Here is a 14,202-nt window from a genome sequence, read left to right as displayed (position 1 = left end):
GTTTTATTATTGTTTCTTCTTTGTGAATTTAACTAATATAAGGCGAAGTGCCAAATTAAAATCAATTGTTGCCATAACTGCAAATAGTATTGTCCACATATTCCAGATTGTATCTGTCACGTTCGTAATGGCGAAGCGTGTAAAGATACATCCAAGAAGGAAGTATAGTGCAGCCATGAACAATGGTGAGTTTCTCATACAAAAAATCCTCCGATAAAGCCTTGCATTTTTTCAGCTTCTTTAATCATTTCTTGAATTTGTTCATTGCTCATAAAAATTTGCCCAATAGCGACTAATGTATTCATCGCAACATGAGCTGCAATCGGAACGATAATACGTTTCGTCTTCACATATAAGAAGGCGAATACGAGCCCCATAGCAGTGTATACCAATAAGTGAGTAAAATCAAAATGAATTGCTGCGAATACAAGCGAACTAATGATAGCTGCGATAAAGAAGTTAAACTTCTTATAAAGCGTGCCGAATAGAATTTTTCTAAATACGATTTCTTCTAAGATAGGTCCAATTATAGAAACAACAATAAGGAACCAAGGTGTCGTTCTTGCAATTTCCATAAGTTTCATTGTATTTTCTGAACCTTGTTTAATTCCTAGCAGCTGCATCTCGATCATACCGGCAACTATTTGTGAAAAGAAAGCTAAGAAGAACCCGATAAAAATCCATCCAATAGTAGCTGGGACAGAAGAGCGCATTGCATCTAAATGCCTGTCACGAATATCTGTTCTAAGTAACCAAAGTACGATACATAATGCAACAAAGAAGCTAATAATTGCCCAGTGTCCTGTTATGATTTGTCCTTTTTCCTCAATGGTAAATCCTCTATTATCATAGAGTCCTGTTTTTAGGAGAAGTGGTAATCCAACAACGCCAGATAACTGCATTAAAATGTATGTAACGATAATCCACCAGTATTGTTTCTTCAAATGGTTTAACCATCCTTTCTAACTATAGTGTATGAGATAAGTTAGGATAACATGTAAATATGCTACCTACGATATAAACCTCTTGAATTATGTTTTTTTCGTAAATCCTTATTTGAAATTATAATAGAAGACAGGAGAAAGTTGTATGTGTAGCGAAAACAACTTAGGGTGTCCTTTCATATTGTAACATACGAGCAGTGGAAACAACGATTCATATAGTAAAGGCAGTATTGTATATAGAAAGTTTATATAGTGATTTGCGAAAAAATTATGATTTTTTTACTTGCAAAAGAAATTGAGATTATTTATTATTATAAGTGTGTTAGCACTCGGATGACTTGAGTGCTAATAAAAGAAATTTACATAACAAAATGAGGAGGTTATTGTTCATGCTAAAGCCATTAGGTGATCGCGTTGTAATTGAGCTTGTTCAAGCAGAAGAAAAAACAGCAAGTGGTATCGTATTACCAGATACTGCAAAAGAAAAACCACAAGAGGGTAAAGTTGTTGCAGTAGGTACTGGTCGAGTGCTTGAGAATGGTGAGCGTGTTGCTTTAGAGGTAGCAGCAGGTGATCTTATCATCTTCTCAAAATATGCAGGTACTGAAGTGAAATATGAAGGTACAGACTACTTGATTTTACGTGAAAGTGACATTTTAGCAGTTATCGGTTAATTATATAAATCTTAAAAAATCCAAGGGGGTCAATTATTATGGCAAAAGATATTAAATTTAGTGAAGAAGCACGTCGTTCGATGCTTCGCGGTGTCGACACTCTTGCAAACGCAGTAAAAGTTACGCTTGGACCAAAAGGTCGTAACGTTGTACTTGAGAAAAAATTTGGTTCACCACTTATTACAAATGATGGTGTAACAATCGCAAAAGAAATCGAATTAGAAGATGCATTCGAAAACATGGGTGCGAAATTAGTAGCAGAAGTTGCTAGCAAAACAAATGACGTAGCTGGTGACGGAACAACAACTGCAACTGTATTAGCGCAAGCTATGATTCGTGAAGGTCTTAAAAACGTAACAGCTGGTGCGAACCCAATGGGTCTTCGTAAAGGTATCGAAAAAGCTGTTACTGCTGCAATTGAAGAATTAAAAACGATTTCTAAACCAATCGAAGGCAAATCTTCTATCGCACAAGTAGCTGCTATTTCTGCAGCTGACGAAGAAGTAGGTCAATTAATCGCTGAAGCAATGGAGCGCGTTGGTAACGACGGCGTTATTACTTTAGAAGAGTCTAAAGGATTCACAACAGAATTAGACGTAGTAGAAGGTATGCAATTTGATCGTGGCTATGCATCTCCTTACATGATTACTGATTCTGACAAAATGGAAGCAGTTCTTGATAACCCATATATCTTAATTACTGACAAAAAGATTTCTAACATTCAAGAAATCTTACCAGTATTAGAGCAAGTGGTACAACAAGGTAAACCACTTCTTATCATTGCTGAAGATGTAGAAGGCGAAGCATTAGCTACATTAGTAGTGAACAAACTTCGTGGTACATTCAATGTAGTAGCTGTTAAAGCTCCTGGATTTGGTGACCGTCGTAAAGCAATGCTAGAAGATATCGCAATCTTAACTGGTGGCGAAGTGATCACTGAAGAATTAGGCCGTGACTTAAAATCTGCTACAGTTGAATCTTTAGGACGCGCTGGTAAAGTTGTTGTTACAAAAGAAAACACAACTGTAGTTGAAGGTGTAGGAAGCACAGAACAAATCGAAGCTCGCATCGGTCAAATCCGTGCGCAATTAGAAGAAACAACTTCTGAATTCGATCGCGAAAAATTACAAGAGCGTCTTGCTAAACTAGCAGGTGGCGTAGCAGTAATTAAAGTAGGTGCAGCAACTGAAACTGAGTTAAAAGAGCGCAAACTTCGCATTGAAGATGCACTTAACTCAACTCGTGCAGCAGTAGAAGAAGGTATCGTTGCAGGTGGTGGTACTTCACTTATGAACGTATACACAAAAGTAGCTTCTATCGTAGCTGAAGGCGACGAAGCAACAGGTATCAACATCGTACTTCGTGCACTAGAAGAGCCAGTTCGTCAAATCGCAATCAACGCTGGTCTAGAAGGATCTGTAGTTGTAGAGCGTCTAAAAGGCGAAAAAGTAGGCGTTGGTTTCAACGCAGCTACTGGCGAATGGGTTAACATGCTTGAGTCTGGTATCGTAGATCCAGCTAAAGTAACTCGTTCTGCACTTCAAAACGCAGCATCTGTTGCAGCTATGTTCTTAACAACTGAAGCTGTAGTAGCTGACAAGCCAGAACCAAATGCACCAGCAATGCCTGACATGGGCGGCATGGGCATGGGTGGTATGGGCGGAATGATGTAATTCCGTTTGTCCTAAAAAACATCCATTTCTATATAGAAATGGATGTTTTTTTATGTTTTTTAGAAAAGGAAATGAATTTCTGTAGAATTTTGTCGCTTTCTCTCTTGACCATATTGATACTTCATTGTTAGAATCTAGGAAGATAATATAAAACGATCCTTCATATATCCTCAATGATATGGTTTGAGAGTCTCTACCGGGTTACCGTAAACAACCTGACTATGAAGGCAGTGTGTCTTATATTTATAAAGAGCGGAGACTATCTTTCTTTATAAAGCCAGACCCCTGCCTTTTCTTTGTTATGAGACTAGAGGCGGAGGACTGGCTTTTTTTATTATATTGGTAATGCTTTTCGCCAAATTGGTGAAAATATTTATATACGAGAACTAACGTTGGGGTGATTATTTTGAAGAAACAACACGATACAATTATCGTTTTAGATTTTGGAAGTCAATACAATCAGTTAATAGCACGTCGAATTCGTGAGTTCGGTGTATACAGTGAACTTCATCCACATACAATTACTGCAGAAGAAATTAAAGCAATGAATCCAAAAGGGATTATTTTCTCTGGTGGACCAAATAGTGTATACGGTGAAGGTGCATTACATTGTGATGAAAAAATCTTTGAACTAGGTTTACCAATCTTCGGTATTTGTTACGGTATGCAGCTTATGACGCAACAATTCGGTGGTAAAGTAGAGCGTGCAAATCACCGTGAGTACGGAAAAGCTGTTCTTAAAGTAGAGAACGAATCAAAATTATATGCGAACCTTCCAGAAGAGCAAGTTGTATGGATGAGCCATGGCGACTTAGTAACTGGTTTACCTGAAGGATTCGTAGTAGATGCAACAAGTGAGTCTTGCCCAATTGCTGGTATGAGCAATGAAGCGAAAAACTTATACGGTGTACAATTCCACCCAGAAGTACGTCACTCTGAGCACGGTAACGATTTAATTAAAAACTTCGTATTCGGTGTATGTGGTTGTTCTGAAGGATGGAACATGGAGAACTTTATTGAAGTAGAATTAGAAAAGATTCGTGAAACTGTTGGAGACAAAAAAGTACTATGCGCACTTAGTGGCGGTGTAGACTCTTCTGTTGTAGCAGTATTAATTCATAAAGCAATTGGTGATCAATTAACATGTATTTTCGTTGACCACGGTTTACTTCGTAAAGGTGAAGCAGAAGGCGTTATGAAAACATTTAGCGAAGGCTTCCATATGAACGTTATTAAAGTGGATGCAAGAGACCGCTTCATGGACAAGTTAAAAGGTGTAGAAGATCCAGAACAAAAACGTAAAATCATCGGTAACGAATTCATTTACGTATTTGATGATGAAGCGTCAAAATTACAAGGTATGGACTTCTTAGCGCAAGGTACACTTTACACAGATATCGTTGAGAGTGGTACAGCAACTGCGCAAACAATTAAATCTCACCATAACGTTGGTGGACTTCCAGAAGACATGCAGTTCAAATTAATTGAGCCTTTAAACACGTTATTTAAAGACGAAGTACGTGTATTAGGATCTGAATTAGGAATTCCTGATGAAATCGTATGGCGTCAACCATTCCCAGGACCGGGTCTTGGTATTCGTGTATTAGGTGAAATCACAGAAGAGAAATTAGAAATCGTTCGTGAATCTGATGCGATTTTACGTGAAGAAATTATTAAAGCGGGCTTAGACCGTGAAATCTGGCAATACTTCACTGCGCTTCCTGGTATGCGTAGCGTAGGTGTTATGGGTGACGAGCGTACTTACGATTACACAGTAGGTATCCGTGCGGTAACATCTATCGACGGTATGACAGCTGACTGGGCACGTATCCCTTGGGACGTATTAGAGAAAATCTCTGTACGTATCGTAAACGAAGTAAAACACGTTAACCGTATCGTGTATGATGTAACGAGTAAGCCACCAGCAACTATTGAGTGGGAATAGTATTTATAAAAAGGTCCATCTATTGCTTATGCATAGGTGGATCTTTTTTATTTTGGTGTTAATACGAACGAAACTATAAAAGTTTATAAAAACGTTCGTTTTTAAATTGACAAAACTACTTCGTCGAGTTAATATGATTATGTAATTCAAACAAAAAGTGAATATTATAGCCGTCGTATAATATCGGGGATATGGCCCGAAAGTTTCTACCTAGCTACCGTAAATGGCTTGACTACGAGGCGTTTTTATAAAGGTGAGGGGAATCTTATCTTTATTCATAGAACGCTTCCATGTATATATGCAATGGAAGCCTTTTTTATTTCTCGGGATAAAAGAGGGCTAGGAGAAATGCGGCGAGTAATCATATAACGGGGGAAACGTAGGATGAAACGCTATTTTCAGTTTGATGAGCTCGGTACGAATTATAAGACTGAGTTCATAGCAGGGTTAACGACATTTCTATCTATGGCTTATGTACTATTTGTCAATCCTGCTACGCTGTCGCTTGGAAATGTTAAAGGGTTACCAGCAGGTACAGGGATGGATCCAGGTGCAGTATTCGTTGCTACGGCATTAGCGGCAGCGATCGGTTCGTTAATTATGGGTATTTTCGCGAAGTATCCAATTGCTTTAGCGCCAGGTATGGGAATTAACGCGTTCTTTGCTTATACAGCAGTGTTAACGATGGGGATTCCATGGCAAACAGCAATTGCCGGAACATTAATGTCAGGTATTATCTTTATTATTCTTACTGCTTCAGGTATTCGTGAAAAAATCATCAATGCAATTCCATCGGAGTTAAAGTTTGCAGTAGCAGCAGGTATCGGATTGTTCATTGCATTTCTTGGATTCCAAAATGCCGGAATTATCGTGAAAAATGATGCAGTTCTTGTTGGGTTGGGGGACTTAACAAAGGGTACAACGTTACTAGCAATCTTCGGGGTTGTTACTACGATCATCTTCATGATTAAGAAAATTAATGGTGCAGTATTTTACGGTATGATTCTTACAGCGATCTTAGGAGTAGCAACAGGATTAATTGATACTCCGAAAGCTGTGGTGGGAGCAATACCGAGTCTAGAACCAACGTTCGGCGTGGCGTTAACGCACTTCGGAGATATTTTCACAGTTCAAATGGGGATTGTTATTATAACGTTCTTCTTTATCGATTTCTTTGATACAGCAGGTACGCTTGTAGCGGTTGCGAATCAAGCAGGATTAATGAAGAACAATAAATTACCACGTGCCGGAAAAGCGTTATTTGCAGATGCGATTGCAACTGTAATTGGTGCGATTCTTGGTACATCAACAACAACGTCTTACATTGAATCGTCTGCAGGGGTAGCAGCAGGAGGACGTTCTGGATTTACAGCAGTTGTAACAGCAGGATTCTTTTTACTGGCACTATTCTTCTCGCCATTACTAAGTGTTGTAACGCCAGCTGTAACGGCGCCGGCTTTAATTATTGTAGGAATCTTGATGGTTTCTTCCTTAGGGGAAATTGATTGGAAGAAATTCGAGATTGCAGTGCCAGCATTCTTTACAATTATCTCTATGCCACTTACGTATAGTATCGCAACTGGGATTGCGATTGGATTTATCTTCTATCCAATTACAATGGTTGTGAGTGGTCGTCGTAAAGAGGTTCATCCGATTATGTATGTTATGGGAGTTTTATTCGTACTATATTTCATCTACGTTCGTAAATAAAAGGGGTTTTTTAAAGGTCTAGACTTAAGGGGAGTCTAGACCTTTTTTGCGTCTTCAGAAAATCTTAAGGATTTCCGAGCGTTTTTCTTCAGAAGTTTTCCTATAATAGAAGTTAGGGATTAAAAAAGTGATGGGGGAGATATTGTGGCACACGAAACAATACTTGTCGTAGATGATGAAAAAGAAATTCGGAATTTAATTACAATCTATTTAAAGAATGAAGGATATAAAGTATTACAAGCAGGAGACGGAGAAGAAGGATTACGTCTATTGGAAGAAAATGAAGTACATCTAGTCGTATTAGATATTATGATGCCGAAAGTGGATGGTATTCATATGTGTATGAAGGTAAGGGAAGCGAAAGAAATGCCTATTATTATGCTTTCTGCCAAAACGCAAGATATGGATAAGATTTTAGGATTAACAACAGGGGCAGATGATTATGTAACGAAGCCGTTTAATCCGTTAGAGCTAATTGCACGAATTAAATCTCAGTTACGCCGTTATATGAAAATGAATGGTTTCGCTATTCAAAATGAGGACGAGTTAGAAATTGGGGAGATGAAAATCAACATCTCGACCCATAAAGTTATTGTAGAGGGAGAAGAAGTGAAACTAACTCCGAGGGAATTTTCAATTTTAGAATTGCTAGCTAGAAATCCAGGTATGGTGTTTAGTGCGGAGCAAATTTATGAAAAGGTGTGGAACGAACGATCTTTCCAGTCTGATAATACTGTAATGGTGCATATTCGAAAAGTGCGTGAAAAGATTGAGGAGAATCCAAGGAAACCTAGATATATAAAAACAGTATGGGGAGTGGGGTATAAGATTGAAAAAGATATTTAATCCGTTTACTTATATAAGGAAAATAAGACAATTAATTGAGAAATTAGTAAAGAGCGTACGAAAGAGTATAAGGATTCAATTGATTACTACTTTTGCTGCTTGTGCGTTATTAGGAGTTTTGTCAGCAAAGGCAGCAGCACCGTTTTTTGAGAATGCGAATCGTCAAGCAACTATCGATTATCGGGCTGGTATGGAACAAATTAATCACCAAGCTCAAGGAGCGGCAAATAGTTCGGTTCATGAAAATAAATTAGAAGCTATATCAAATATGATCGAAATGGAGAACCAAAATTTAGAGCAAGGGTCTAGAGCTTTGAAGATATTGGTTACTGATGAAAGTGGTAAAGTTTTATATAAAACAAAGCAAGCGCAAGAAGAGCAAATCGATTTGCATAATACGATTCGTAATGCAGCATCATTCGCGATTAATTATACAGATGGTAGAAATGTATTTGAAAGTACAAGAAAAGAGTTTATATCTTTTTCACCTATTACTATTGAAGGAAAGAATTTGTACATGTTTGTTAGTGGAATTCCAGAGGGAGAGGTAATATATGATACGCAAGAAGGACCATTCCCATTTTTAATTGGTGTACTTGTATTCATTTTCTCTTTCTTCTATATAACAAAGAGAAAGATGAAGCAGATTGAAGCAATGGCACAAGGCGTAAAGGAAATAGAAAGAGGTAACTTAGCCTACCGCATTGAGAAAAAAGGTGAAGATGAGATTGCAGCTTTAACGGAGAATATTAATAATATGGCAGAAGAGCTTATGAATAATATAGAAAAGGAACGTAAATTAGAAAAGCAAAAGAATGAGCTTATCACAAATGTATCGCATGATTTGCGTACACCACTTACTTCTATTATGGGTTACTTACGATTACTTCGAGATTCTAAATATGAAAATAAAGAACAACACGATGAGTATACGAGAATTGCTTTTGCAAAGTCGGAGCAGTTAAAAAATTTAATAGAAGATTTATTTGAGTATACGAAGTTAACAAATGAACAAGTTGTATTAGAAAAACAAGAAGTATGTGTAAATGAGTTGCTTGAGCAATTAATAGAAGAGTTAGTACCGCAAGCGGAAGAGCATGGACTTACTTTTGTTAAGAAGTTTCCTGAGGAACGTGCTTATGCATCGATTGATTCGGAAAAGATGGTTCGTGTATTTGATAATTTACTAATGAATGCAATTAAGTATAGTAAAGATGATGGAGAGATAAAAGTTTCTCTTCAAAGGCAGCGTAGGGATATACAAATTGTAATTGCGAATCATAGTGAAGAGTTTACAAGAGAAGAGTTAGCGAATTTGTTTGAACGTTTCTATAAGAAGGATCAATCTCGAAGTAGAGTAACGGAAGGGTCGGGACTCGGTTTAGCGATTGCGAAAAGTATTGTTGAGTTACAAGGTGGTAGTATTCGAGCGGAATATAGGGATGGCACTATTCAATTTATCGTCTCGTTACCAATTATAGAAAAATAATAAATGAATAGAATGATATGTGATAAAAAGGCTTATTTTAAAAGAAATAAGCCTTTTTATATTTTTTATAAAAATATATTGACGATTAGAGCTTAGAGGTGTAATATAGAACAAGTCGCCGATGACAATAACGTCGTAAGCGACAAACGAAATGAAAAACTTAGTTGACATTGAAAGATGAAAATGTTAACATAAGGAAGTCGCAAATGAGCGGCCAAGTAGTTCTTTGAAAACTGAACGAAACAAACAACGTGAAACGTCAATTTTTATTTTAGATGCTAGACAAACTAACTTTATTGGAGAGTTTGATCCTGGCTCAGGATGAACGCTGGCGGCGTGCCTAATACATGCAAGTCGAGCGAATGGATTAAGAGCTTGCTCTTATGAAGTTAGCGGCGGACGGGTGAGTAACACGTGGGTAACCTGCCCATAAGACTGGGATAACTCCGGGAAACCGGGGCTAATACCGGATAACATTTTGAACCGCATGGTTCGAAATTGAAAGGCGGCTTCGGCTGTCACTTATGGATGGACCCGCGTCGCATTAGCTAGTTGGTGAGGTAACGGCTCACCAAGGCAACGATGCGTAGCCGACCTGAGAGGGTGATCGGCCACACTGGGACTGAGACACGGCCCAGACTCCTACGGGAGGCAGCAGTAGGGAATCTTCCGCAATGGACGAAAGTCTGACGGAGCAACGCCGCGTGAGTGATGAAGGCTTTCGGGTCGTAAAACTCTGTTGTTAGGGAAGAACAAGTGCTAGTTGAATAAGCTGGCACCTTGACGGTACCTAACCAGAAAGCCACGGCTAACTACGTGCCAGCAGCCGCGGTAATACGTAGGTGGCAAGCGTTATCCGGAATTATTGGGCGTAAAGCGCGCGCAGGTGGTTTCTTAAGTCTGATGTGAAAGCCCACGGCTCAACCGTGGAGGGTCATTGGAAACTGGGAGACTTGAGTGCAGAAGAGGAAAGTGGAATTCCATGTGTAGCGGTGAAATGCGTAGAGATATGGAGGAACACCAGTGGCGAAGGCGACTTTCTGGTCTGTAACTGACACTGAGGCGCGAAAGCGTGGGAGCAAACAGGATTAGATACCCTGGTAGTCCACGCCGTAAACGATGAGTGCTAAGTGTTAGAGGGTTTCCGCCCTTTAGTGCTGAAGTTAACGCATTAAGCACTCCGCCTGGGAGTACGGCCGCAAGGCTGAAACTCAAAGGAATTGACGGGGGCCCGCACAAGCGGTGGAGCATGTGGTTTAATTCGAAGCAACGCGAAGAACCTTACCAGGTCTTGACATCCTCTGAAAACCCTAGAGATAGGGCTTCTCCTTCGGGAGCAGAGTGACAGGTGGTGCATGGTTGTCGTCAGCTCGTGTCGTGAGATGTTGGGTTAAGTCCCGCAACGAGCGCAACCCTTGATCTTAGTTGCCATCATTAAGTTGGGCACTCTAAGGTGACTGCCGGTGACAAACCGGAGGAAGGTGGGGATGACGTCAAATCATCATGCCCCTTATGACCTGGGCTACACACGTGCTACAATGGACGGTACAAAGAGCTGCAAGACCGCGAGGTGGAGCTAATCTCATAAAACCGTTCTCAGTTCGGATTGTAGGCTGCAACTCGCCTACATGAAGCTGGAATCGCTAGTAATCGCGGATCAGCATGCCGCGGTGAATACGTTCCCGGCCTTGTACACACCGCCCGTCACACCACGAGTTTGTAACACCCGAAGTCGGTGGGGTAACCTTTGGAGCCAGCCGCCTAAGGTGGGACAGATGATTGGGGTGAAGTCGTAACAAGGTAGCCGTATCGGAAGGTGCGGCTGGATCACCTCCTTTCTATGGAGAATTGATGAACGCTGTTCATCAATATAAGTTTCCGTGTTTCGTTTTGTTCAGTTTTGAGAGAACTATCTCTCATATATAAATGTATGTTCTTTGAAAACTAGATAACAGTGTAGCTCATATTTTTTAATTTTTAGTTTGGTTAAGTTAGAAAGGGCGCACGGTGGATGCCTTGACACTAGGAGTCGATGAAGGACGGGACTAACGCCGATATGCTTCGGGGAGCTGTAAGTAAGCTTTGATCCGAAGATTTCCGAATGGAAACCCACCATACGTAATGGTATGGTATCCTTATCTGAATACATAGGGTAAGGAAGACAGACCCAGGGAACTGAAACATCTAAGTACCTGGAGGAAGAGAAAGCAAATGCGATTTCCTGAGTAGCGGCGAGCGAAACGGAACATAGCCCAAACCAAGAGGCTTGCCTCTTGGGGTTGTAGGACATTCTATACGGAGTTACAAAGGAACGAGGTAGACGAAGCGATCTGGAAAGGTCCGTCGTAGAGGGTAACAACCCCGTAGTCGAAACTTCGTTCTCTCTTGAATGTATCCTGAGTACGGCGGAACACGTGAAATTCCGTCGGAATCTGGGAGGACCATCTCCCAAGGCTAAATACTCCTAGTGATCGATAGTGAACCAGTACCGTGAGGAAAGGTGAAAAGCACCCCGGAAGGGAGTGAAAGAGATCCTGAAACCGTGTGCCTACAAATAGTCAGAGCCCGTTAACGGGTGATGGCGTGCCTTTGTAGAATGAACCGGCGAGTTACGATCCCGTGCGAGGTTAAGCTGAAGAGGCGGAGCCGCAGCGAAAGCGAGTCTGAATAGGGCGTTTAGTACGTGGTCGTAGACCCGAAACCAGGTGATCTACCCATGTCCAGGGTGAAGTTCAGGTAACACTGAATGGAGGCCCGAACCCACGCACGTTGAAAAGTGCGGGGATGAGGTGTGGGTAGCGGAGAAATTCCAATCGAACCTGGAGATAGCTGGTTCTCCCCGAAATAGCTTTAGGGCTAGCCTTAAGTGTAAGAGTCTTGGAGGTAGAGCACTGATTGGACTAGGGGTCCTCATCGGATTACCGAATTCAGTCAAACTCCGAATGCCAATGACTTATCCTTAGGAGTCAGACTGCGAGTGATAAGATCCGTAGTCAAAGGAAACAGCCCAGACCGCCAGCTAAGGTCCCAAAGTGTGTATTAAGTGGAAAAGGATGTGGAGTTGCTTAGACAACTAGGATGTTGGCTTAGAAGCAGCCACCATTTAAAGAGTGCGTAATAGCTCACTAGTCGAGTGACTCTGCGCCGAAAATGTACCGGGCTAAATACACCACCGAAGCTGCGGATTGATACCAATGGTATCAGTGGTAGGGAGCGTTCTAAGGACAGTGAAGTCAGACCGGAAGGACTGGTGGAGTGCTTAGAAGTGAGAATGCCGGTATGAGTAGCGAAAGACGGGTGAGAATCCCGTCCACCGAATGCCTAAGGTTTCCTGAGGAAGGCTCGTCCGCTCAGGGTTAGTCAGGACCTAAGCCGAGGCCGACAGGCGTAGGCGATGGACAACAGGTTGATATTCCTGTACCACCTCTTTATCGTTTGAGCAATGGAGGGACGCAGAAGGATAGAAGAAGCGTGCGATTGGTTGTGCACGTCCAAGCAGTTAGGCTGATAAGTAGGCAAATCCGCTTATCGTAAAGGCTGAGCTGTGATGGGGAAGCTCCTTATGGAGCGAAGTCTTTGATTCCCCGCTGCCAAGAAAAGCTTCTAGCGAGATAAAGGTGCCTGTACCGCAAACCGACACAGGTAGGCGAGGAGAGAATCTAAGGTGTGCGAGAGAACTCTGGTTAAGGAACTCGGCAAAATGACCCCGTAACTTCGGGAGAAGGGGTGCTTTCTTAACGGAAAGCCGCAGTGAATAGGCCCAAGCGACTGTTTAGCAAAAACACAGCTCTCTGCGAAGCCGTAAGGCGAAGTATAGGGTGACACCTGCCCGGTGCTGGAAGGTTAAGGAGAGGGTTAGCGTAAGCGAAGCTCTGAACTGAAGCCCCAGTAAACGGCGGCCGTAACTATAACGGTCCTAAGGTAGCGAAATTCCTTGTCGGGTAAGTTCCGACCCGCACGAAAGGTGTAACGATTTGGGCACTGTCTCAACCAGAGACTCGGTGAAATTATAGTACCTGTGAAGATGCAGGTTACCCGCGACAGGACGGAAAGACCCCGTGGAGCTTTACTGTAGCCTGATATTGAATTTTGGTACAGTTTGTACAGGATAGGCGGGAGCCATTGAAACCGGAGCGCTAGCTTCGGTGGAGGCGCTGGTGGGATACCGCCCTGACTGTATTGAAATTCTAACCTACGGGTCTTATCGACCCGGGAGACAGTGTCAGGTGGGCAGTTTGACTGGGGCGGTCGCCTCCTAAAGTGTAACGGAGGCGCCCAAAGGTTCCCTCAGAATGGTTGGAAATCATTCGTAGAGTGCAAAGGCATAAGGGAGCTTGACTGCGAGACCTACAAGTCGAGCAGGGACGAAAGTCGGGCTTAGTGATCCGGTGGTTCCGCATGGAAGGGCCATCGCTCAACGGATAAAAGCTACCCCGGGGATAACAGGCTTATCTCCCCCAAGAGTCCACATCGACGGGGAGGTTTGGCACCTCGATGTCGGCTCATCGCATCCTGGGGCTGTAGTCGGTCCCAAGGGTTGGGCTGTTCGCCCATTAAAGCGGTACGCGAGCTGGGTTCAGAACGTCGTGAGACAGTTCGGTCCCTATCCGTCGTGGGCGTAGGAAATTTGAGAGGAGCTGTCCTTAGTACGAGAGGACCGGGATGGACGCACCGCTGGTGTACCAGTTGTTCTGCCAAGGGCATAGCTGGGTAGCTATGTGCGGAAGGGATAAGTGCTGAAAGCATCTAAGCATGAAGCCCCCCTCAAGATGAGATTTCCCATAGCGTAAGCTAGTAAGATCCCTGAAAGATGATCAGGTTGATAGGTTCGAGGTGGAAGCATGGTGACATGTGGAGCTGACGAATACTAATAGATCGAGGACTTAACCATATAATATGTAGCAATGTTATCTAGTTTTGA

At 42.0% G+C, this 14,202-nt stretch carries 8 protein-coding genes, 2 rRNA genes and 2 riboswitches; of the genes, 8 read left to right on the top strand and 2 right to left on the bottom strand.

The features are described 5' to 3' along the window. Positions 1 to 6: 6 nt before the first annotated feature. Together IQ781_RS14125 and IQ781_RS14120 are read right to left on the bottom strand one after the other, a co-directional pair. Positions 7 to 198 (bottom strand): YdiK family protein, encoded by a 192-nt coding sequence (locus IQ781_RS14125; RefSeq protein WP_001246201.1) that lies wholly within the window; start codon positions 196 to 198, stop codon positions 7 to 9. Next, complete coding sequence (locus IQ781_RS14120) at positions 195 to 944, bottom strand: CPBP family intramembrane glutamic endopeptidase (protein WP_016125317.1); 750 nt, start codon at positions 942 to 944, stop codon at positions 195 to 197. Before IQ781_RS14120 ends, IQ781_RS14125 begins: the two co-directional genes overlap by 4 nt. 389 nt (positions 945 to 1,333) lie before the next feature. Between IQ781_RS14120 and groES the strand changes: the two genes are divergently transcribed. The 8 genes from groES to IQ781_RS14080 all read left to right on the top strand — a co-directional run bounded on the left by groES (position 1,334) and on the right by IQ781_RS14080 (position 14,172). Then, positions 1,334 to 1,618 carry a co-chaperone GroES gene (groES, locus tag IQ781_RS14115; RefSeq protein WP_000917311.1) on the top strand — a complete coding sequence of 95 codons (285 nt, stop codon included), beginning with the start codon at positions 1,334 to 1,336 and terminating at the stop codon, positions 1,616 to 1,618. A gap of 38 nt (positions 1,619 to 1,656) precedes the next feature. After that, positions 1,657 to 3,291: a chaperonin GroEL gene (groL, locus tag IQ781_RS14110; protein ID WP_001029993.1), complete on the top strand. Its 1,635-nt coding sequence runs from the start codon at positions 1,657 to 1,659 to the stop codon at positions 3,289 to 3,291. 140 nt (positions 3,292 to 3,431) lie between these two features. Further along, positions 3,432 to 3,533, top strand: a riboswitch (purine riboswitch). A gap of 164 nt (positions 3,534 to 3,697) precedes the next feature. Then, the gene (guaA, locus tag IQ781_RS14105; protein ID WP_000743924.1) at positions 3,698 to 5,236 is read left to right on the top strand and encodes a glutamine-hydrolyzing GMP synthase; all 1,539 of its coding nucleotides are present in this window, start codon (positions 3,698 to 3,700) and stop codon (positions 5,234 to 5,236) included. A gap of 152 nt (positions 5,237 to 5,388) precedes the next feature. Continuing rightward, positions 5,389 to 5,491, top strand: a riboswitch (purine riboswitch). Between the two features lie 129 nt (positions 5,492 to 5,620). Then, a complete protein-coding gene (locus tag IQ781_RS14100) occupies positions 5,621 to 6,946 on the top strand; it encodes an NCS2 family permease (RefSeq protein WP_000833082.1) in 1,326 nt (441 codons plus the stop codon). 144 nt (positions 6,947 to 7,090) lie between these two features. After that, entirely contained in the window at positions 7,091 to 7,792 is a 702-nt protein-coding gene (locus tag IQ781_RS14095) for a response regulator transcription factor (RefSeq protein ID WP_000929885.1), read from the top strand. Continuing rightward, a complete protein-coding gene (gene ampS / locus IQ781_RS14090; protein ID WP_000719223.1) occupies positions 7,776 to 9,281 on the top strand; it encodes an aminopeptidase AmpS in 1,506 nt (501 codons plus the stop codon). The genes IQ781_RS14095 and ampS overlap by 17 nt, the downstream gene beginning before the upstream one ends. A gap of 293 nt (positions 9,282 to 9,574) precedes the next feature. Continuing rightward, positions 9,575 to 11,119 (top strand): 16S ribosomal RNA (locus IQ781_RS14085). A 146-nt stretch (positions 11,120 to 11,265) separates the two neighbouring features. Continuing rightward, positions 11,266 to 14,172 (top strand): 23S ribosomal RNA (locus IQ781_RS14080). Together the 16S and 23S rRNA genes form the textbook arrangement of a ribosomal RNA operon. Positions 14,173 to 14,202 lie beyond the last annotated feature (30 nt).

Source organism: Bacillus sp. N447-1 (assembly GCF_022701035.1).
GTDB classification, from domain to species: Bacteria; Bacillota; Bacilli; order Bacillales; family Bacillaceae_G; genus Bacillus_A; species Bacillus_A cereus.
This window is presented reverse-complemented; position numbering and strand designations above follow the sequence as displayed.